Here is a 20269-nt window from a genome sequence, read left to right as displayed (position 1 = left end):
CTACCATGCGTATCCTCGGTATTGACCCCGGCTTGCAGACAACGGGGTTTGGCGTGATCGAGGCCGACGGCCCGCGGCTGTCCTATGTGGCCAGCGGCACCATCAAGACCACCGGCTCGCAAGGGGCCGAGATCGGCGATCTGCCGGGGCGGCTCAAGATTCTGTTCGAGGGCATCCGCGAGGTGCATGCCCGCTACCAGCCGCAGTGCGCGGCGGTAGAGATCGTCTTCGTCAACGTCAACCCGCAGTCCACCCTGCTGCTGGGTCAGGCGCGCGGCGCCGCGCTGACGGCCCTGGTGTCTTGCGATCTGCCGGTGAGCGAATACACCGCGCTGCAGATGAAGAAGGCCATCGTGGGCCATGGCCACGCCAAGAAGGAGCAGATCCAGCTCATGGTGCAGCGCCTGCTCAATCTGCCGGGCGAGCCCGGCAAGGACGCGGCCGATGCGTTGGGCATCGCCATCATGCATGCGCATGCGCGCGTGTCCTTCGAGGCCATGAGCAAGAGCGCCACCCTGCAGCGCAAGCAGCACGCGCAGTTCCGCGGCGGCCGGACCTACTAAGGCCAGCCCGCCCCCGCCGGGCACAGCGGCTTAGAGCGCGGCCATGGCCTTGGCCGGATGGATCAGCTTGCGCCGCCCGTCGGCCGTGGTCTCAGCGGTGGACTTGATCAGCGCAATCAGCTGCTGGGGCTTGAGGGCCGGTTTGGCCGCCAGCATCTTGGCCGCCAGATTGGCCACATTGGGCGCCGCCATCGAGGTGCCCGAGTAGGCCACGCGCGAGCCGCCGGGCAGGAAGCTCTCCACCTGGTAGCCATTGGCATGCACCGCCACGGTGGGGCCGTAGCTGGTGAAGGGCGCTTCATCCCCGGCCTTGTCCACGGCGCCCACGGTCAGCAGATTGGGCAGCACGATGCTGGAAGGGATGAACTCGCCGAAGGAAGAGTCCGAGTTGCTATTACCCGCGGCCGTGATGAACAGGATCTCCGGCGCGCTAGCGAATGCCTTGATTAGGGCCCGCTTCTCGATCTCGAAGTACTCGCGCGCCAGCGCCTTGCGCTCCTCGGCGCTCTTGCCGATGCCGCACAGCTCCAGCGCTTGCTCACCAGCCTTGACGCTGCCGCCCCAGCTCATATTGACCACCCGCACCTGGTGCTTCTTGAAGAAGTCCACAAAGGCCTGATGGGCCTTGGCACTGCGCAGGGCCAGAGCCTTGCTGGGGCAAGGGTCGGGCTGCAACTTGTAGTCAAAGGAGATGCGCGCCGTGACCAGCCGCGCCCAGGGATTGCCCTCCAGCGCGATGCCGGCCACATGGGTGCCATGCGCATAGTTGCCGGTGAGACCCAGCCCTTCCATGGCGGGCTTGAACTCCTCGGGCTTGAGGCCCGACATGAACTTCTTCACCTCGCTGGCTTCCGGTGAGTCGATATTGGACTGCAGGTCCGAGAAGCCCTTGCTCTGTGCCAGCAGCTGCGCCAGCTTGGGCTGGTAGAAGGCCGGGATGGGGAAGAGCTCGCCCTGGGTGCGCTGGCTGTTCAGGTCAAAGGCAATCACCAGGGGCTGGCCCTTGGCGTCCTTGAGCAGCTGCTGGGGAAAGAGCTGGGTGTCCACGCCGCTGTCCCACACCGCCACGCGCACGGGGCTGTACTTGCCGCTGGCCGGCAGCGTGATATTGCGCGCGGCCCAGATGTCGGCCTTCTCCACCTTGTGCTGGTCCAGGTAGGCGCTGTAGGTCGCGATCAGGGTCTGCTTGAGCGGAATGGCGGTTTCCAGCGCGTAGCGGGCGCTGATCAGGCCCGGTGCCAGATCGGAGCTGAGCACGCCGCCGTTCTTGTCCAGCGTGGCCTGCAGCACATCGCGCACGCCGCCCAGGATGCGGCCCTCGCCGGCCACCTCGGCACTGGCCTTGTAGCTCTTGATGTCGTTGGAAATCAGGGCAAAGGAATAGCCATCGAGCTCCTTGCGGATGGCACGACCCACGGCCTCGAAATAGGCCGGGGTGTTGAGCACGCCCGTTTGCTTGACCGCGGCGACCATGGCGCGCAGGCGCAGACCCGAGAGCAGCTTGTCGGCGGGCTTCTCTTCCAGCGCGCGCATCTTCTCGGACAGGGCCAGGGCAGCCTCGTAGTTGCCCAGCAGGAACTCCAGTTGCATCAGCGAGGCCAGGTACTGACGCTCCGAGGCCTTGTCGGCGATGTCATAGGCCGCCAGCACCGACTCCATATCGGCGCGCATCTTGCCGGCCGTCCTGTCAAACAGGGCCTTGTCGCGAACCACCCGCTCCAGCGGCTCCGCAATGCTGTAGCTGAAGCGCGGGATATCGGCCTCCTTCTCGATGCGCCGCTTGTCGGCGGCCGTGGCCGAGAACGCGCTGAGCAGGGCCAGCAGCAAGAAGGTGGGACGAGCAATGTTCGCGAGAGGCATAGGTCGGAATCCCCATGTGATGTCGGACCGCCGCGGCCCGGTGCGGGGCAGTGTAGGGCAGCGCCGGTCCAGGCCGCCTAGGGCCTGACCACCCCGCTAAAAGCGATGAGGCCCCGCAGGGCCTCATCCATCGGAGCCCCGGACCCAGCCGGGGCTGTGCATCAGGCCACGCTCAGACGGCGGCCTTGCGGCGGCGCGCCACGGCGCCCACGGCCAGCAGACCGGCCAGGCTCATCAGCCAGGTGCTGGGCTCGGGCACGGCGCTGATGCTGTAGCTGCCGCTACCAAGGTCACCACCTGCCGTCCCATAGCTCAGGTAAGGGAAGCCGAAGCCGCTGCTTAGCAGCAGATTGTCGGCCTGGCCGGCGCCGTAAACAGCGTCAAGGCCGAGCATCTGGCCATTCATGAAGCTGACCGAGGCAGAGCCGGGCTCGGCGCCTGCAAGGGTATAGCTCTTGCCGGCAAAGCTGAATTGCAGGGATGTGAGCATCAGGAACTCAGTAGCCGCAGTCAGCTGGCTATCGTCAAAACTGAACTGCCCGCTGAAGACCTGGCCCTTGAGCTGACCATCTTCAATGCTGCCGCTGAAGGTGTAGCTCGCGGCCTGGGCCAGACCAGCCAGGCTCAGGGCCGCCAGGGCCAGCAGGGACTTCTTGGCAATGTTCTTGTTCATCATCTGTTTCTCCTAGGAGCGCAGCGCGCTCATCAGAACTTGAAGCTGGAGGCGTTGAGGGCCGAGCAGGCCACGCCACGGAGCATGAGCAGGGGACGGCTCTTGGCCGGGCCGGCGGCGCCGTCGGTGTCGATGCCGACCACGGCATTGGCACCCGACATGCTGCAAGTCACAAAGCCCTGAGCCAGGGGGTCGCTGCTGGCCACGCCGATGGCTTGCAGCAGCTTGCTCAGCACCAGGCGGTCTTCAGCCACGCTGAAGTCGGTGATGGTGTCGCCGGCATCCAGCAGGCTGTTGTAGACGAAGTCGTCACGACCCGCACCGCCCGTCAGCGTGTCGGCACCGGCGCCGCCCTCGATCACATCGTCGCCCGCCGTGCCGACGAGGGTGTCGCGGCCGGCCGTGCCCAGCACCGACTTCACCAGGTTCAGGCCCAGCACCACCGGATCATGGTCGGAGGAGCGGTAGGGCGTGGCGCTGTAGTAGTCAGGACCGCAGTTGGCGCAGGCCGGCTTCTTGAACTCCAGGTTGTAGTCGATGATCAGCGGCTCATCGGCATTGATATGCCAGCTGCTCGCACCCAGGATCTTGGCCGAGAGGCTGGGCGTGGCCAGGGCATGGTCCAGGCGGCCGGCCAGGCCGTCGAACACATAGCTGTAGGCGGCCGGGTCGAAGCGGCCTTCCTGGTCGATCACGAAACCGTCCTGGGTCAGGGTGTGGATGGGGTCTTCCTTGGCATAGGCATTGAAGTCACCCAGCAGCACCGCGTCCTGGGTGCCAGCCGCGGCCTGCACCTGGCCCACGAACTCGCGCAGACGCTGGGCCTGCTTCACACGCAGATCGTTCCAGCAAGCCTGGCCATCGCCTTGGTCGGCATCGGCACCCCCGCCGCTGGGGCAGCTGCCCTTGGACTTGAAGTGATTCACCAGCACCGCGAAGCGCTGACCGTTGGGCGCCTGGAAGCCCTGGGCAAAGGTGGGGCGGTTGTTGACGGCATTGGTGTCGGACATGGCCGCGCCGATCAGCCCCAGGCGGGCGGGCTTGTAGATCAGGGCCACGCGGATGGCGTCATCCCCCGTGTCCAGACTGCCTTTGGGCACAACCCTGTAGGTGTTGGCACCCAGCTTGGCGTTGAGTGCGTCCACCAGGTTCTGCACCGCCATATCGCCGTTGTTCTGGATCTCCATCAGACCCACCACATCGGCATTGATGGCCGAGAGCGAGGCCACCAGCTTGGTCTGCTGGCGCTGGAACTCGGCCAGATTGTTGGCGCCGCGGCAGTTGGCACTCGAAACGCTGGAGCCCAGGCTGCATCCCTGGCCGCTCTGACCGCTGGCGGTCTTGCCGTCCACAAAGGTGGTGAAGTAGTTCAGCACATTGGCGCTGGCCACCTTGTAGTTGCCATCCAGAGCAGCCGGTGCGGCCATGCGCGCATTGCTGCGCTCAAAGACCACGGGCTGGGTGGGCTGCAGCTTGAACATGGCAGCACCCGTGCTGCTGCTGGTGGCCAGGCCGTGGTCGATCACGCCGGTCAGGGTGGCCGCGGTATCGCCGGCACGCACGGTATTGCCCTCGCCCAGATAGGGCGTGGGATCGGGGTTCTGCGCCGTGCTGTTGTCGTCCAGGATGAACATATGGCGCGCGTTCTCGGCGGCCAGGTTCAGCGCGTCCGCCGAGCCGGGGCGGTGCAGATTGGTGGGCTGCTGCTTGCGGCCGCCGGCGGCCATGGTCAGCTGGCCGAAGCGACCCAGGAAGTAGTTCTGCTGCACGGTCAAGGGGCCCTTGAGCGTGACCAGCATGCCCTCAAAAGCCTCCAGGCCGCCGTTGCCCAGGTTCAGCAGATCCACCTCGGTGGGCGTGATCGCATGGCCGCTGCTCAGCACCGTCAGCGCGCTGGGGCTGTTGAGCTGGGTGATGGGATTGGCCTGGGAGTCGGCGCTGCCGGCTGCCACCACGAACTCGGTCACCGTGGCGGTGAGCTTGATCTCCTGGCCCACGCTGGCGCTGTTGGCAGCCCCCGTGAAGACGAAGATGCCGTCCGAGGTGGCGCTGTCGCCATCGCCCAGACGGTCCTGCATATAGAAGCCATTGGTCGCCACATGGGTCACGACGCCGCTGGTGGTGACGGTCTTGCCCTTGTGCGGGCTCTGCTTGCCGCTGCCCTGGATCTGGAAGATGGACAGGTTCTCGGCCACGGGCGGGGTGCCACCGCCGCCACCATTTCCGCTGCAGGTGGCAGCGGCGGTGGCGGCGTTGCGCGGGGCCGGCGTGCCGACGCTGAAGTCAGTCTTGTTGTCGTCGCTGTCGGTGCAGCCTTGGCCGGCACGGATGGCGGCCGTGGTGGAGCTCAGCTTGCCCGCGGCGCCCGAGCCCTCAAAGGCGGCGGCCGTGCCGTAGCCCACCAGGTCCACCAGGGTGGCCGCGCCCTTGGGGTCGGCGCTGTTCAGGGCCGCGCTGCTGGACACCAGGGCGATCTTGCCGTCGGTGCCGCTCAGCGCCAGGGTGGTGATCACGTCGGGCGTCGGCAGGTTCTGGGTGCCGTTGGCGCCATCGGCGCCCTTGACCAGCAGATAGCGGCCCGGGGCCAGCATCAGGTCGCTGTCCGAGAGCTTGGCGATCTGGCTGGTCTGGCCGCCGATCAGACCACTGGCCGAGCCGTACTGCAGGGACCAGCCCTTCAGATTGACCGCCGTGCTGCCGGCATTGAACAGCTCAATGAAATCGCTCTTCAAAACTGCGCCTGCATTGCCACCACCACCAAAAACCTGGCTTATGACAACACCGTTTGCAGAGGCCATGGCGCCCGGCGCGGCAAATGCCGCGGCCAGCAGGAATGCAAGGGGTTTGAGTTTCATGTGAGTGGTTCTGAGAAGGGGAATGCCAAACGCTCGCCGGACCGGCCAGTTCACAAAAGCTCAGATAAATCATGAGCTTGCAAGTGCCTCTCAAGGCGGCAACGGCGCGATGCTAGCGTTTGAATATGACTGTTTGTCACACCGCAAACACGGGGGTGGCATGGGCCACTCAAACCCCACGCACCCCGGTATTTCAGGGTCGGCCCTTAGCAAATGCCCGCAAATTTTGCGCAAACAACTTTAGATATTTGCGCAAAGGCGCAAACGGTTGCACATACTCCGCTAAGTTATTGATTTGCCGCACTGCAGCATGCTCATGGGCGGATTTGCGACTGGGCGCCACGCGCACGATCGACCCGAAATGAAACGCCCTGGTACTTTCCCTGGTCAGCGTCGGAATCCGGCCACAAGCGGCCCGAGGTCGCGGACTCAGACGCCCAGGCGTGCGATCAGCGATTCCAGCGCGAGCAGACAGCTGTCGGCATAGCGGCGGTCTGCCTCCGTCAAGAACAGCACCCGCTCGGCCATGCGGGCATGCGCCTGGCGGGCCAGGGCCCCGTCGCCAGCCGCCACTGCCGCACGCCCCAGGGCCTCGTAGGCAAAGCAATGCTCGTAGTCATCGGCCTCGTTGGCCAGGCAGGCGCGCACGCAATCCTGCGCCGCCTGCAGGGCAAGCGCCCCCTGGCCGGCCGCGGCGGCGCACATGGCCAGCTGCCAGTCGGCCCGCTCCACCTCCAGCCAGCCCCCGGCCTGCTGCCAGGCGCTGCGGGCGCGCTGCGCGGCGTCCACCATAGTCACGGCCGCCTCCACGTCGCCCACGGCCAGGTAGTAGCGCAGGTCCCCCGCCACGTTATTGGCCGTAGCCGCCCAGGCGCGAGCACTTGCCGCATCCGACTGGGCCCAGGCTTGGCAACGATCCATCAATGAGCTCATGGCCGCAAAGTCGCGCGCACGGCTGAGCGCCAGCACGGCGTTGTAGGCGGCGCGTATCCGCTCGGCCGGGGGCAGGTCTTGCCACTCAGGCTCCGCCTGGGGTGACTGCGCCAGGACGATGGCGGCACGGGCGCGCGCCGTCTGGTCGGCGGGCATGGCATTGAGCAGGGCCGCCAAGCCCACGGCGTCGGCCAGATGCCCCAGCAGCACATGCTCGGCCGCGCGCAGCCAGGCCTGCTGTTGCTCGGCGCTGGCCTGCGCCAGGTCGGCCGCCGTTGGCCGCAGCAGCGCGGCCGCGGCCTCGGGCTGCTCGGCGTGCAGGGTCCAGGCCTGCTCGACCTGCGTGTTCATCAGCTCATTCGCCATCTCTGCCACCTTGGTCTGCTGCCAATCCGCTGCGCGGATCTTGGCACAATCAGCGCTCCCCGAGCCCCGCCACCCCATGACCCTGACCCAGCTGATCGCCGGCTTTGTGCGCCGGCACTGGCCCGCCTATCTTGCCTCGGCCCTGATGCTGGCCGGCATCGCGGTGCTCACGGTCTGGATCCCGCGCCAGGTGGGCGCGGTGGTGGACGGCCTGGTGGCCGGACGCCTGCAGGGTCAGGACTTGCTGGGCGAGCTGGGCCTGCTGGTGGGTGCGGGGGCGGCCATCTCTCTGATGCGGGTGGGCTGGCGCATCGCCCTCTTTGGCGCGGCCTACAAGCTGGGCCGTCAGCTGCGCTTGCAGCTCTATGAGCGCCTGAGCCTGCAGGGCCCAAGCTTCTTCCAGGCCAAGCGCACCGGCGATCTGATGGCCCTGGCCACCAATGATGTGGATGCCGTGGAGCTGGCCGCGGGCGAGGCCTTGCTGGCCGCCTTTGACGGCACCCTCACCCTGCTGCTGGTGCTCTCGATGATGACCCTGGGCGTGGACTGGCGCCTGGGCCTGGCCGCCCTGCTGCCCTTTCCCCTGATGGCCCTGGCCTTCTGGTTCATCTCGGAGCGCGTGCACCAGGCCTGGAAGAGCTCTCTGGACCGTTTCTCGCTGATGAACCAGCATGTGCAGGAGGGCCTGGCCGGCGTGCGCACGCTGCGCGCCCTGGGCCTGCTGCCGCGCAGCAGCGCGCAGTTCGCCAGCCTGGCCGACAGCGCGGGCGAGGCCAGCTACCAGGCACAGCGCTGGGAGGCCGCCTACGAACCCGCCGTGGGCATGAGCCTGACCGCCGCCATGACCATCGCCCTGGGCCTGGGCGGCTGGCTGGTGGCCAGCGAGGAGCTGAGCATCGGCCAACTGACGGCCTTCACCATGTATCTGGGCCAGCTGATCTGGCCCATGTTCGCCGCGGGCTGGGTGCTGTCCCTGCTGGAGCGCGGGCGCGCCGCCTGGGGCCGTCTGGGCCCGGTGCTGGCCGCGCCCCTGACCCTGGATGACGCCGGCCGCGCCGAGCTGCCCCAGCCCCCCGGCGCCCTGGTGCTGGAGGAGGTGGGCTTCAGCTACCCGCCCACCGCGCCCGCCGAGGGCGAGAGCGATCCCGCCAAACCGGCCAAACCGGCCCGCGCCGCCCTGGCCGGCGTGAGCCTGAGCCTGGCGCCGGGCCAGACCCTGGGCCTGGTGGGGCCCACGGGCGCGGGCAAGTCCAGCCTGCTGCGCCTGCTGCTGCGCCAGCACGAGCCCGATGCGGGCCACATCAGTCTCGGGGGTCGGGTCTTGCCCGAATACCGGCTGGAGGCCTTGCGCGCCGCCATCGCCTGGGTGCCGCAGGAGCCCTTCCTGTTCTCGGCCTCGGTGGCCGAGAACATTGCCCTGGCCCGGCCCGGAGCCACGCGCGAGCAGATCGAGCAGGCCGCCCGTCTGGCCGCGGTGCACGAGGACATCCTGCGCCTGCCCCAGGGCTACGAGACCGTGGTGGGCGAGCGCGGCGTGACGCTCTCGGGCGGCCAGCGCCAGCGCGTGGCCATTGCCCGCGCCCTGCTCAGCGAGGCGCCCATCCTGCTGCTGGACGATGCGCTCTCGGCCGTGGACACCGGCACCGAGACCCAGATCCTGGCGCATCTGCGTGCCCTGCGCCGCGAACGGCCGGAGCGCTGCGTCATCATCGTCAGCCACCGGCTCTCGGCCGTGATGGAGGCCGACCAGATCCTGGTGCTGCGCCAGGGCCATGTGGCCGAGCGCGGCACGCACGAGAGCCTGCTGGCCGCCGCCGGCTGGTATGCCACGCAGTGGCGCTATCAACAACTGGAGGCCAGCCTTGACGCGGCCTGAGAACGAGAAGCCGGACCAGGAGAAGCCCTGGCGTGCGGTGGGCCTGCTGCTGGAATCGGCCCGGGGCGAGCGCCCCCAGCTGCTGCGTGGCGTGCTGTGGCTGGTCCTGGCCGCGGGCCTGGAGGCCTTGGGCCCCATCATCGGCAAGTACTTCATCGACCACTATCTGCTGCCGCGCCAGCTGGATCTGGGGGCCATGGGCGGCCTGTTGCTGGCCCTGCTGCTCTCGGGCTGGGTGGCCAGCTGGATACGTTACGGCCAGCTGGCGCGCATGGCGGGCATTGCGCGGCGCTCGGTGCTGCGCCTGCGCGAGCGCGTCTACGCCCATGTGCTCAACCTGCCCATGGCCTTCTTCGACAAGGCCATCACCGGCCAGCTGGTCAGCCGCGTGACCAATGACACCGAGGCGGTGAACCAGCTCTACCGCCAGGTGCTCTATGTGATGCTGGATTCCAGCATCGTGGTGCTGGGCTCCATGATCGCCATGGCCTGGCTGGACTGGCGCCTGATGCTGATCGTGGCCACCCTGGTGCCGGCCATGCTGCTCATCATCTGGCTCTACCAGCGCTTCTCGGGTGCGGCGGTGGCGCGCTCGCGCCAGCTGCGCAGCGACATCAATGCCCAGATGGCCGAGAGCGTGGCCGGCATGGCCGTGCTGCAGGCGGCCGGCGCGGCCACGCGCTTTGCGGCGCGCTTCGCCCAGACCAACAACCGCCAGCTCAAGGCCCGCATGGACGAGCTGCGCGCCAATGCCTGGCTGCTGCGCCCGGCCCTGGATCTGCTGAATGTGCTGCTGGTGGTGGGCCTGGTCTGGGGCTTCGGCCAGCGCCAGGCGAGCGCGGGTGGCGTGGCACTGGCGGCCGTGGAGGTGGGCCTGCTCTACGCCTTCCTGGGCTATATCGCCCGCGTGGTGGAACCGCTGATCCAGATCACCCTGCAGTTCGGCCAGCTGCAGCAGGCCATGGTGGCAGCGGCGCGGGTGCGCAGCCTGCTGCAGGAGCATGAGAGCGTGCTGGAGTCCGACGCCCAGCGACGCATCGAGCACGGCCATATCCGCATCGCCTCGCTGAGCTTTGGCTACGACCCCGCCCGGCCGGTTCTGCACGATCTGAACCTGGACTTCCCGGCCGGCAGCTTTGTGGGCATCGTGGGCCACACGGGCAGCGGCAAGTCCACCCTGCTGTCCCTGCTGCTGCGCTTCTCTGCGCCGCAGAGCGGGAGCATCGAGATCGACGCGCACCCGCTGGCGCGCATCCCGGACACGGTGTTTCGCGAGCGCGTGGGCCTGGTGCCGCAGGAGCCCTATCTGCTGGCCGCCAGCGCGCGCGAGAACATCGCCATGGGCCGCCCCATTCCTGAGGGCGAGCTGATCGCGGCGGCCCGCGCCGCGCGCGTGCACGAGTTCATCGAGGCCCTGCCCCAGGGCTATGACACGCCGCTGGGCGAGGGCGGCGCGCGCGTGTCCACCGGCCAGAAGCAGCTGATCGCCATGGCGCGCGCCCTGGCCGGAGCGCCCACCGTGCTCTTCCTGGACGAGGCTACCTCCAACATCGACAGCGCCACCGAGCGCGTGATCAGCGAAGCCCTGGAGACCCTGCGCGGCCGGGTCACGGTGGTGGCCATCGCGCACCGGCTCTCCACCATACGCGCGGCCGACCAGATCGTGGTGCTCAACCACGGCCATCTGGCCGAGCTGGGCACGCACGAGTCCCTGATGGCGCACGAGGGCGGCATCTACCAGCGCCTGGTGCAGCTGCAGGCCCTGGATGTGGAGGGCGGGGCCGAGGAGCGCTGAGCCGGCACGCCAGCGCTCAGAGCATGAGCGCCAGCCGCTCCAGGATCAGCACCGCAAAAAAGCCCAGGCCCGCCAGCACCGTCCACTTGACGATCAGGATGCCGCGGCGCAGCCACTGGGGCTGGCGTGTGGCGATATACATCGCAAAGCAGAGAATGCCTGCGAACAGCAGCAGGCCCACGACGAGACGGAAGATCAGCATGGCGTGCAGTATCGCCGTGCCTACCAGGCGGGTGCCAGCTCCGCAAAGCCGGCGGGGGCCTGTTTCTCGTCCTCGAAGCTGACGATCTCCCAGGCCTCGCTATCGGCCAGCAGGGCGCGCAGCAACTTGTTGTTCAGGGCGTGACCGCCCTTGAAGGAGGTGTAGGCCGCCAGCAGGGGATGGCCCGCCACATGCATATCGCCGATGGCATCCAGGATCTTGTGCTTCACGAACTCGTCGTCGTAGCGCAAGCCGTCGGCGTTGAGCACGCGGTAGTCGTCCACCACGATGGCATTGTCCATGGAACCGCCCAGGGTCAGGCCGCGGCTGCGCATCAGCTCGATATCGCTGGTCATGCCGAAGGTGCGGGCACGGGCGATCTGCTTCTTGTACTGGCCCGAGCCCATGTCAAAGACAAAGTGCTGGCCGGTGGCCGCCACCGCAGGGTTGTCGAACTCGATCTGGAAGCTCAGGGTGTAGCCATGGTGGGGCTCCAGGCGGGCCCACATCAGGCGCTTGCCCTCGCCCTGGCGCACTTCCACCGTCTTCTTCACGCGCAGAAACTTCTTGGGCGCCCTCTGCAGCTCGATGCCGGCGCTTTGCAGCAGGTAGACGTAGCTGGCGGCAGAGCCGTCGAGGATGGGGACCTCGTCGGCGCTGATGTCCACATAGAGATTGTCAATGCCAAGGCCGGCGCAGGCGGAGAGCAGATGCTCGATGGTCTGCACCTTGGGCGCACCGGGGTCGCCACCGGGGCTGACCGTCGTGGCCATGCGGGTGTCGCACACGGTGTCGGCACGCACCGGGATGTCCACCGGCGTGTTGAGGTCCACGCGACGGAAGACGATGCCGGTATCGGGTGCGGCCGGGCGCAGGGTCATCTCGACCTTCTGGCCGCTGTGAATGCCCACGCCGACGGCACGAGTCAGCGACTTGAGGGTTCTCTGTTGCAGCATGGGCCTATTGTCGGTGATTACCCTGATGTTTGCTGGCGCGGGCTTTCCGCGGGCGGGCGCCGCCGCACCGGCAGCCTCAGGCTCAGCTGGGTGCCATGCCCGGGGCGGCTGTCCACATGCACGCTGCCGCCCAGACGCTGGGCGCGCTTTTGCTGGCTGCGCAGGCCGCGGCCCTTCTGGGCGGTCTCAAGATCAAAGCCCTGGCCATCGTCCTCCACGCGGATCTCGACCTTGCTGCCCAGATCCCGTGTAGCAATGCGCACCCGCGAGGCGCGCGCATGCTTGAGCACATTGTTCAGCGCCTCCTGCAGCAGGCGCAGCACATGCAGGGCATCGGGCGGCTCCAGCCACTCCAGAGGCGGCAGGTCCTGCACATCCCACTCCAGCATCAGACCGCCGGCCTGCAGGCGCTTGCCCAGGCGGTAGCGCATGGTGGCCAGCAGGGACACCAGATCATGGCCCACGGGTTCCAGCGAGTCGATCACCAGGCGCAAGTCGTCCACGCACTCACGAAGTACCGCCACCACCTGCTCCTGCTGCATGGAGCCCTGCTCCACCGCCACCATGGCCGAGAGCAGGGAGCTGCCCAGGCCATCGTGCATGTCCTGCATCAGACGCTGACGCTCCAGCAGCAGGGCCTGCTGACGCTCGGCCTCGGACAGACGCTCATGCTGAGTCTGCAGCTGGGCCCCCTGCTCCGCCAGACGCTGGGCCAGTTGGTCATTGGCATGCTCGACCTGGCGCAGCGCACCCAGAAAGCGCTGCTGCACCGCATAGAGAAAGCTGCCCACGATCACCAGGGTGGCAAAGGGCATCAGGTAGATGTGCTCGCTCCAGCCCCAGCCAGCCAGCAGGCCCAGGTCATGGATGCCCAGCAGCAGCCCCAGGGCCAGGGCCGCCGCGATCAGGCGCAATTCGCGACTGCCATCACGCAGGGCCACCAGGGTGACGAAGGCCGTGCCCACGGTGCCCACCAGCGCATTCACCATATGCTGCAGCACCAAGGGATCGAGAAAGTCCACGACCACCGGCATGGTCAACGCGCTGCTGAGGAGCACGAAGCCGGCCATCAGACGCTCGAAGCGCGGCGCCCCCCGTCTGGCAAAGCGCAGGGCAAATACAAAGGTGAGCAGCATGACCCAGGACATGGAAGCATGGGTCAGCCACCAGAACCACTCCAGGCCCAGGCGGGTGCTGGGCAGATCCACGTGGTAATGCAGATTGCGCACCAGCCAGGCCACGGCCGCCAGCGCAAAGAGCAGATAGGCGGGCTCCTCGCGCCGCTGCAGCCAGAGCGTGAAGGCAAACAGGCCCAGCACCACCAGCAGCATGCCCGTGGCCTGAGGCACACCGATCTGCAGCGCCCAGCGCGCATCGTGCAGCGGCTCCAGGTCCTCGCGCGCGCCCAGCCAGGCCGTGGACACGGAGAAGAAGCTGCCCTCCAGCACCGGCACCGCCACGATGACCTCGATGGCGCGAGCGCCCTGCTTCTCGGTGAAGGCGCCGGGGAACACGGCCCACAGCGGACGCACCCACTGCTCCCGGGCGCCGCTCTGGTTGTCAAAGACAGGGCGCCAGCCCTCCTCGGTGCGCACCAGCACTGCGGCGGCCATGCCCACCACCCGAGGCATATAGAGCGCCACGCTGGTGGGCCAGCGCCCCTCGGGTGGCATATAGCTGAAGCGGTACCAGCGCATCTGGAACCGCGACTCGTCCTCCAGACGACCGCCGCTGGCACTGCGCTGCTTGACGTCGGGCAGCCTCACGGGCGACCAGGCCGCTGGCTCCACCGGCGGCTGCAGGGCCGGGGGCAAGGCGCCTTGGCTGCCGTCCATGGCGCGCAGCTCCGCCCACCAGTGGCGCAGATCGTCACGGCTCCAATCGGAGACCGCCAGCTGAGCGCTGGTCGCACGTTCGCCCGCATTGCGCGCCGTCTCCTCGGGCAATCCCAGCCGCTGTGCCTGGGCACAAGCCAGGAAGCTGAAAAAAGCCAGAAGCAGGAGCAGACACAGACGCGGCAGTGACAGCAATTGCGGTTGCGGACCCATCCGAGCTCAACTGTTGTTATGGAGGCCCGACCCGCGCGGGGTCCGACGCTCGGAAGTCTGCCCGCGTCGGGACGCCCTGGCTATCGTGCCGCGCACCGAGCGGCGCACAAATGCAACAAGCCCGTCCGGCAGCGAGAAGGAGGAATCGCTGCCCGACGGGCTTGACCGGCCTGGGAACCGTCAGCGGCTGGCCGAGTCCCCGGGCTTGTCGAAGCGAGCGGCGCTTGACGCGCCGGCTCGGTTCTCGGCTCGGTCCTCAGTCCGCCTGCTTGCGCAGGAAGGCCGGGATCTCGATCTCGTCCATGCCGTTGGAGGACAGGGCCTCCACCTTGGCCGCGGCGGTGCGACCATGGCGCCAGACGCTGGGCACGCTCATGCCGCCAAAGTCGCTGCCACCGGCCGCCGCCACGCCAACGGTGGTCGCAGCGGCAGACATGGCCACAGCCTGGTTCAGCACCGGCAGATTGTCGGTACCGGTGCGCAGCTGGGCGGCCGGCTGCACCACCTGCAGCGGAGCCTGGGCACGGGCACGCTGGCTGGCCAGACCGGTGGCGATCACGGTGACGCGCAGCTGGTCGCCCAGGCTCTCGTCATAGGCCGTGCCGTAAATGATGTGGGCCTCTTCCGAAGCGTAACGCTTGATGGCATTCATCGCGTTGCGGCTCTCGGACAGCTTGAAGGTGTTGCGATTGGCCGCGATCAGCACCAGCACGCCGCGCGCGCCCGACAGATCGATACCCTCCAGCAGCGGGCAGGCCACGGCCGCTTCCGCCGCCTTGGTGGCGCGATCCGGGCCACCGGCCACGGCCGTGCCCATCATGGCCTTGCCGGGTTCGCTCATCACGGTCTTGACGTCTTCGAAGTCGACGTTCACCAGGCCAGGCATGTGGATGATGTCGGAGATGCCACCCACGGCATTCCGCAGCACGTCGTTGGCATGCGCGAAAGCCTGGTCCTGGGTGACGTCGTCGCCCATCACATCCAGCATCTTGTAGTTCAGCACGAAGATCAGGGAGTCGACATTGGCTTCCAGCTCGGCCATGCCGGCATCGGCGGCCTTGGAGCGACGGTTGCCCTCGAATTCGAAGGGCTTGGTCACCACGCCCACGGTCAGGATGCCCATCTCCTTGGCCACGCGGGCAATCACGGGGGCGGCGCCGGTACCGGTGCCACCGCCCATGCCGGCGGTGATGAAGAGCATGTTCGCGCCCTGGATGGATTCGCGGATGCGGGCTTCGGCCTCCTCGGCCGCGGCCTTGCCCATCTCGGGCTTGGCACCAGCGCCCAGACCGGTGGTGCCCAACTGCAGCAGCTGGTCGGCCTTGGAACGATTCAGAGCTTGGGCGTCGGTATTGGCGCAGATGAATTCAACGCCTTGCACCCCTTGGGCAATCATGTGGTCAACCGCGTTGCCGCCGCCACCACCAACCCCGATCACCTTGATCTGGGTACCTTGATCAAACTCCTCGATCATCTCGATCGCCATAGCATACCTCCTTCAGCAATTGTGCAGTTGCCAGCCGTTAAAAACTACAGGGAAGACCCCTTTTTTTGCGTTACGTCCCGTATGTTTCGGGCTCAACGCCACAGTGCGCGCAAGGCGCCTCAGAAATTACCCAAAAACCAGTCCTTGGCACGCCCCAGAATGGTTTTCACCGAGCCTGCCTGTTGTGCCGCCTTCAAGCCCCGGGTGCGTGAGAGCCGGGCCTCTTCGAGCAGGCCCATGACGGTGGCCGAACGCGGGTTGGAAACCATGTCGAAGAGCGCCCCGCTATAGGTCGGGTTACCGCGGCGCACCGGTTTGAGGAATATGTCCTCGGCCAGTTCCACCATGCCCGGCATCACCGCCGAGCCACCGGTCAAAACAATTCCGGAGGACAGCAGTTCCTCATAGCCACTTTCCCGAATTACCTGATGAACCAGCGAGAAGATTTCCTCGACTCTGGGTTCAATAACTCCTGCAAGTGCTTGTTTTGAAAGCATGCGCGGCGCGCGGTCGCCCAAACCCGGCACTTCCACCTGATCGGCGGGATCGGCCAGCAGCTGCTTGGCCACGCCGTGTTCGACCTTGATCTCCTCGGCATCCTTGGTCGGGGTGCGCAGAGCCATGGCGATATCGCTGGTGATGAGGTCACCGGCGATGGGAATGACGGCGGTATGGCGGATGGAGCCGCCGGTGAAGATGGCCACGTCGGTGGTGCCGGCGCCGATATCGACCACGGCCACGCCCAGGTCGCGCTCGTCGGCGGTGAGGGCGGCGGCGCTGGAGGCGCTGGGATTGAGCACCAGCTGATCCACTTCCAGGCCGCAGCGGCGCACGCATTTGACGATGTTTTCGGCCGCGCTTTGGGCGCCGGTCACGATATGGACCTTGACCTCCAGGCGCCCGCCGCTCATGCCGATGGGTTCCTTGACCTCATGCCCATCGATCACGAATTCCTGCGGCTCAACCAAAAGCAGGCGCTGGTCATTGGGGATATTGATGGCCTTGGCGGTTTCGACCACGCGCGCCACATCCACCGGCGTGACCTCCTTGTCGCGCACGATCACCATGCCGGTGGAGTTCTGGCCGCGGATATGGCTGCCGGTGATCCCGGTGAAAACCCGGGAAATCTTGCAGTCGGCCATCATTTCGGCCTCTTTGAGAGCCTGCTGGATGGACTGCACGGTGGCATCGATATTCACCACCACACCGCGCTTGAGCCCGTGCGAGGGCGCCACCCCCAGGCCGGCGATGCGCAATTCCCCGTTGCCCAGGACTTCGGCCACCACCGCCATGATCTTGGCGGTGCCGATATCCAGCCCAACGACCAAATCCTTGTATTCCTTGGCCATAAATCCCTCAGCGTTTTTTGACCGGCCCCTTGGTCGGGCTCGGTGTCGTCGTCGATATTCCGCGCAGGCGCACTGCATATCCCTCGGCATGGCGCAGGTCGGCCGCCAGCAGCGGAGTCTGGAATCGTGAGGTGAGCTGGCTCAGGGTGGCCACGAACTGCGCATAGCGCTGCACCACCTCGGCCTCCTCGCCCCGCCCCAGTTCAATCACCGCCCCCTGATCCAGACTGAGCCGCCATGAGCCGCGCCCGGACAGGTCAAGACGTTGCACGCTCTGTCCCAGATGGGCGCTGCTCGCCTGGAGCTGGCGCCACATGGAGAGCATGCGCTCCGAGCTGCCGGCCGGGCCTGCCAGCACGGGCAGGTCCTCGTCTTCCACATCGCCCAGATTGGCCTCGAAGACCTCGCCAAAGCTGTTGACCAGGGCGCGCCCGGCACTGGCCTCGCTGCCCGCATCGGCGCCATCGGCCTTCTCTTCCCAGTAGGCCGCCGGCTTGTGCTCCTCCAGGCGGACCCGGAGCCGGTTGGGCCAGACACGCTGGACCTCGGCGCGCCGCACCCAGGGCACATCCTCAAAGGCTTGCCGCGTCTGGCGCAGGCTCATGCTGAGGAAGGTGCCCGACAGGTGGGACAAGGCATTGGCACGCAGCGAGGCCACACTGTTGCGCGCCACCTCGCCCTCCACCTGGATGTGGCGGATATTGAAGGCTGGCAGGCGCATCAGCTTGTGCACGCCCAGACCCAGGGCTGCCAGCAGCAACCCGGCCAGCAGCAGCGCCGTCACGCCATTCATCAGGCGGACGTCGGGCGGCAGCGGGGTGGCGGCGGCAGGCGTGTTCATGGTGGGGCGGCGACCTGGTTCCTCAGGCAGTCCGATCCAGGCGGGCCTGGGACAGCAACCACAGGCAAAGCTTGGAGTAGGAGATACCCGCCGCAGCGGCCGAGATGGGCACCAGGGAGTGCGAGGTCATGCCCGGCGAGGTGTTCATCTCCAGCAGGAAGGGCTTGTTGTCGCGCTTGCGCAGCATCAGGTCGGCGCGGCCCCAGCCGCGGCAGCCCAGCAGGCGGTAGGCACGCAGCACCAGGGCCTGGACCTCCTGCTCCAGGGCCGGGTCCAGGCCACTGGGGCAGTCGTACTTCACGACATCGGTGAAGTACTTGTTCTGGTAGTCGTAGTCGCCCTCGGGGGCGCGGATGCGCACCACCGGCAAGGCAAAGGCGGCGTCGCCCTCGCCCAGCACCGGGCAGGTCAACTCCTCGCCCTCGATGAACTCCTCGCACAGCACCTCGCGGTCGTGGCGCGCGGCCAGCTCCACGGCGGCCTGCATCTGGGAGTAGCCCGTCACCTTGCTGGCGCCGATGCTGGAGCCCTCGTGCGGCGGCTTGACGAAAACGGGCAGGCCCAGCTCGTCCGGCACCGTGATCACGCGCTCACGCGTCAGCGCATCGCTGCGCAAGCTCACCCAGCGCGGCGTAGGCAGCTGATCGCTGAGCCAGACGCGCTTGGTGGTGATCTTGTCCATGGCGATGCTGGAGGCCATCACGCCGGAGCCGGTGTAGGGGATGCCCAGGCATTCCAGCGCACCCTGGACCGTGCCGTCCTCACCACCGCGGCCATGCAGGGCGATGAAGCAGCGCGCAAAGCCTTCGGTCTTGAGCTCCTGCAGGCTGCGCTCGGCCGGGTCGAAGGCATGGGCGTCCACGCCTTCCTGGCGCAGCGCGGCCAGCACGCCGGGGCCGGACATGGTGAGCGAGACCTCGCGTTCGGCGGAGCTGCCGCCCATCAGCACAGCCACCTTGCCCAGGGCCTGGGGATCGATGTTCAGATCGAGCTTCATTTCAGCAACTCCACGGTGGCAGCCGGCACCGCGCCAATGGAGCCGGCACCCATCACGATCACCACATCGCCGTCGCGGGCCTGCTCGGCAATGGTGCGCGGCAGGCTGGCCACGTCTTCTACAAAGAGCGGTTCCACCTTGCCTGCCACGCGCAGGGCCCGAGCCAGGGCGCGGCCGTCGGCCGCCACGATGGGCGCTTCGCCGGCGGCATAGACCTCGGTGAGCAGCACGGCATCGGCCGTGGAGATCACCTTGACGAAGTCCTCGAAGCAGTCGCGGGTGCGGGTGTAGCGGTGCGGCTGGAAGGCCAGCACCAGGCGGCGGCCCGGGAAGGCGCCGCGCGCGGCCGAGAGCACCGCCGCCATTTCCACCGGGTGGTGGCCGTAGTCGTCCACCAGGGTGAAGTGTCCGCCCTGGGCCGCCGGCAGCTCGCCATAGCGCTGGAAGCGCCGGCCCACGCCGTCGAACTTGGCAAGGGCCGCCACGATGGGGGCGTCGGGGACTTCCAGCTCGGTCGCCACGGCAATCGCCGCCAATGCATTCAGCACATTGTGGACGCCGGGCAGATTGAGCGTGATCTTGAGATCGGCCAGGCCGGGGCGGCGGGCGGTGAAACGCATCTGGCCGCCGGCCAGGGCCTGCACATCCACGGCGCGTACCAGATTGTCTTCGGCGAAGCCATAGCTGATCACCGGGCGCGAGATCAGGGGCATGATGGAATGCACGCCCGGATCGTCACCACAGACCACGGCCGCGCCGTAGAAGGGCATGCGGTGCAGAAAGTCCACAAAGGCCTGCTTCAGCCGCGCGAAGTCATGACCATAGGTGTCCATATGGTCGGCGTCGATATTGGTGACGACGGCCATCATGGGCAGCAAGTTCAGGAAGGAGGCATCGCTCTCATCGGCCTCCACCACGATGTGGTCGCCCTGCCCCAGACGCGAATTGGCGCCCGCGCTATTGAGCTTGCCGCCGATCACGAAGGTGGGGTCCAGGCCCGCCTCGGCCAGCACCGAGGTCACCAGGGAGGTGGTGGTGGTCTTGCCATGGGTGCCGGCGATCGCGATGCCGTTCTTCAGGCGCATCAGCTCGGCCAGCATCACGGCGCGCGGCACCACGGGGATGCGCGCGGCGCGCGCCGCGATCACCTCGGGGTTGTCGGTCTTGACCGCGGTGGAGGTCACCACGGCCTGGGCGCCGGCAATGTGCTCGGGCGCGTGGCCGATGAAGACCTTGAGGCCCAGCGAGGCCAGGCGCTCCGTGGTGCTGCTGGCGCCCTGGTCCGAACCCGAGACCGTGTAGCCCAGGTTGTGCAGGATCTCGGCGATGCCGCTCATGCCGGCCCCGCCTATGCCTACGAAGTGGATGTGTTTGACGGCGTGTTTCATGTCTGCCCCTCGTCCGACGGGTACGTCGGCCGATCCCCCAAGGGGATGGCCACTTGCTTGGGGCGGCCCTGCGCTGCGTGG

The 20269-nt window shown here is 67.4% G+C and carries 15 protein-coding genes; 3 read left to right on the top strand and 12 right to left on the bottom strand.

What is annotated here, in order from left to right:
- Positions 1-5 precede the first annotated feature (5 nt).
- Complete coding sequence (gene ruvC, locus ACK5F2_RS12610; protein WP_409865120.1) at positions 6-563, top strand: crossover junction endodeoxyribonuclease RuvC; 558 nt, start codon at positions 6-8, stop codon at positions 561-563.
- Between the two features lie 30 nt (positions 564-593).
- Here the strand turns inward: ruvC and ACK5F2_RS12605 are convergent, their stop codons facing one another.
- From ACK5F2_RS12605 to ACK5F2_RS12590, 4 genes are all read right to left on the bottom strand, one after another.
- Entirely contained in the window at positions 594-2423 is a 1830-nt protein-coding gene (locus ACK5F2_RS12605) for a S8 family serine peptidase (RefSeq protein ID WP_409865118.1), read from the bottom strand.
- Positions 2424-2595: 172 nt separating this feature from the next.
- A complete protein-coding gene (locus ACK5F2_RS12600) occupies positions 2596-3096 on the bottom strand; it encodes a PEP-CTERM sorting domain-containing protein (RefSeq protein ID WP_409865117.1) in 501 nt (166 codons plus the stop codon).
- A gap of 32 nt (positions 3097-3128) precedes the next feature.
- The gene (locus ACK5F2_RS12595) at positions 3129-5894 is read right to left on the bottom strand and encodes an ExeM/NucH family extracellular endonuclease (RefSeq protein ID WP_409865137.1); all 2766 of its coding nucleotides are present in this window, start codon (positions 5892-5894) and stop codon (positions 3129-3131) included.
- Positions 5895-6380: 486 nt separating this feature from the next.
- A complete protein-coding gene (locus ACK5F2_RS12590; protein ID WP_409865115.1) occupies positions 6381-7250 on the bottom strand; it encodes a hypothetical protein in 870 nt (289 codons plus the stop codon).
- Positions 7251-7326: 76 nt separating this feature from the next.
- Between ACK5F2_RS12590 and ACK5F2_RS12585 the strand changes: the two genes are divergently transcribed.
- Both ACK5F2_RS12585 and ACK5F2_RS12580 read left to right on the top strand, forming a co-directional pair.
- Entirely contained in the window at positions 7327-9126 is a 1800-nt protein-coding gene (locus ACK5F2_RS12585; RefSeq protein ID WP_409865113.1) for an ABC transporter ATP-binding protein, read from the top strand.
- A complete protein-coding gene (locus ACK5F2_RS12580) occupies positions 9113-10921 on the top strand; it encodes an ABC transporter ATP-binding protein (RefSeq protein WP_409865110.1) in 1809 nt (602 codons plus the stop codon). The genes ACK5F2_RS12585 and ACK5F2_RS12580 overlap by 14 nt, the downstream gene beginning before the upstream one ends.
- A 16-nt stretch (positions 10922-10937) precedes the next feature.
- On the opposite strand, the gene ACK5F2_RS12575 is transcribed toward ACK5F2_RS12580, so the two are convergent.
- The 8 genes from ACK5F2_RS12575 to murC form a co-directional block, all read right to left on the bottom strand.
- Positions 10938-11123, bottom strand: coding sequence for a hypothetical protein (locus tag ACK5F2_RS12575; protein WP_133603247.1), 186 nt, complete (start codon positions 11121-11123; stop codon positions 10938-10940).
- Between the two features lie 20 nt (positions 11124-11143).
- Positions 11144-12079, bottom strand: a complete 936-nt coding sequence (lpxC, locus tag ACK5F2_RS12570) for a UDP-3-O-acyl-N-acetylglucosamine deacetylase (protein ID WP_409865108.1) — start codon at positions 12077-12079, stop codon at positions 11144-11146.
- A 17-nt stretch (positions 12080-12096) separates the two neighbouring features.
- A complete protein-coding gene (locus ACK5F2_RS12565; protein ID WP_409865105.1) occupies positions 12097-14109 on the bottom strand; it encodes an ATP-binding protein in 2013 nt (670 codons plus the stop codon).
- A gap of 274 nt (positions 14110-14383) precedes the next feature.
- A complete protein-coding gene (ftsZ, locus tag ACK5F2_RS12560) occupies positions 14384-15613 on the bottom strand; it encodes a cell division protein FtsZ (protein ID WP_409865102.1) in 1230 nt (409 codons plus the stop codon).
- Positions 15614-15732: 119 nt separating this feature from the next.
- Positions 15733-16962: a cell division protein FtsA gene (gene ftsA, locus ACK5F2_RS12555; protein ID WP_133603251.1), complete on the bottom strand. Its 1230-nt coding sequence runs from the start codon at positions 16960-16962 to the stop codon at positions 15733-15735.
- 7 nt (positions 16963-16969) lie between these two features.
- Positions 16970-17803, bottom strand: coding sequence for a cell division protein FtsQ/DivIB (locus ACK5F2_RS12550; RefSeq protein WP_409865099.1), 834 nt, complete (start codon positions 17801-17803; stop codon positions 16970-16972).
- A gap of 22 nt (positions 17804-17825) precedes the next feature.
- On the bottom strand, positions 17826-18800 hold the full coding sequence (locus ACK5F2_RS12545) for a D-alanine--D-alanine ligase (protein WP_409865096.1): 975 nt from the start codon (positions 18798-18800) through the stop codon (positions 17826-17828).
- A complete protein-coding gene (murC, locus tag ACK5F2_RS12540) occupies positions 18797-20188 on the bottom strand; it encodes a UDP-N-acetylmuramate--L-alanine ligase (protein ID WP_409865094.1) in 1392 nt (463 codons plus the stop codon). The genes ACK5F2_RS12545 and murC overlap by 4 nt, the downstream gene beginning before the upstream one ends.
- Between the last annotated feature and the right edge of the window lie 81 nt (positions 20189-20269).

It is taken from the genome of Roseateles sp. (genome assembly GCF_046300915.1).
GTDB lineage: Bacteria > Pseudomonadota > Gammaproteobacteria > Burkholderiales > Burkholderiaceae_C > Kinneretia.
The sequence above is the reverse complement of the archived record's forward strand: the minus strand, read 5'-3'. Positions and strand labels throughout refer to the sequence as shown.

Bases quoted from the DNA above. Each gene is read 5' to 3' on its own strand.
- ftsA (WP_133603251.1), bottom strand. From the start codon at position 16,962: ATGGCCAAGGAATACAAGGATTTGGTCGTTGGGCTGGATATCGGCACC.
- ACK5F2_RS12545 (WP_409865096.1), bottom strand. From the start codon at position 18,800: ATGAAGCTCGATCTGAACATCGATCCCCAGGCCCTGGGCAAGGTGGCT.
- murC (WP_409865094.1), bottom strand. From the start codon at position 20,188: ATGAAACACGCCGTCAAACACATCCACTTCGTAGGCATAGGCGGGGCC.
- ruvC (WP_409865120.1), top strand. From the start codon at position 6: ATGCGTATCCTCGGTATTGACCCCGGCTTGCAGACAACGGGGTTTGGC.
- ACK5F2_RS12575 (WP_133603247.1), bottom strand. From the start codon at position 11,123: ATGCTGATCTTCCGTCTCGTCGTGGGCCTGCTGCTGTTCGCAGGCATT.
- ACK5F2_RS12585 (WP_409865113.1), top strand. From the start codon at position 7,327: ATGACCCTGACCCAGCTGATCGCCGGCTTTGTGCGCCGGCACTGGCCC.
- ACK5F2_RS12605 (WP_409865118.1), bottom strand. From the start codon at position 2,423: ATGCCTCTCGCGAACATTGCTCGTCCCACCTTCTTGCTGCTGGCCCTG.
- ftsZ (WP_409865102.1), bottom strand. From the start codon at position 15,613: ATGGCGATCGAGATGATCGAGGAGTTTGATCAAGGTACCCAGATCAAG.
- ACK5F2_RS12595 (WP_409865137.1), bottom strand. From the start codon at position 5,894: ATGGCCTCTGCAAACGGTGTTGTCATAAGCCAGGTTTTTGGTGGTGGT.
- ACK5F2_RS12590 (WP_409865115.1), bottom strand. From the start codon at position 7,250: ATGGCGAATGAGCTGATGAACACGCAGGTCGAGCAGGCCTGGACCCTG.
- ACK5F2_RS12600 (WP_409865117.1), bottom strand. From the start codon at position 3,096: ATGAACAAGAACATTGCCAAGAAGTCCCTGCTGGCCCTGGCGGCCCTG.
- lpxC (WP_409865108.1), bottom strand. From the start codon at position 12,079: ATGCTGCAACAGAGAACCCTCAAGTCGCTGACTCGTGCCGTCGGCGTG.
- ACK5F2_RS12550 (WP_409865099.1), bottom strand. From the start codon at position 17,803: ATGAACACGCCTGCCGCCGCCACCCCGCTGCCGCCCGACGTCCGCCTG.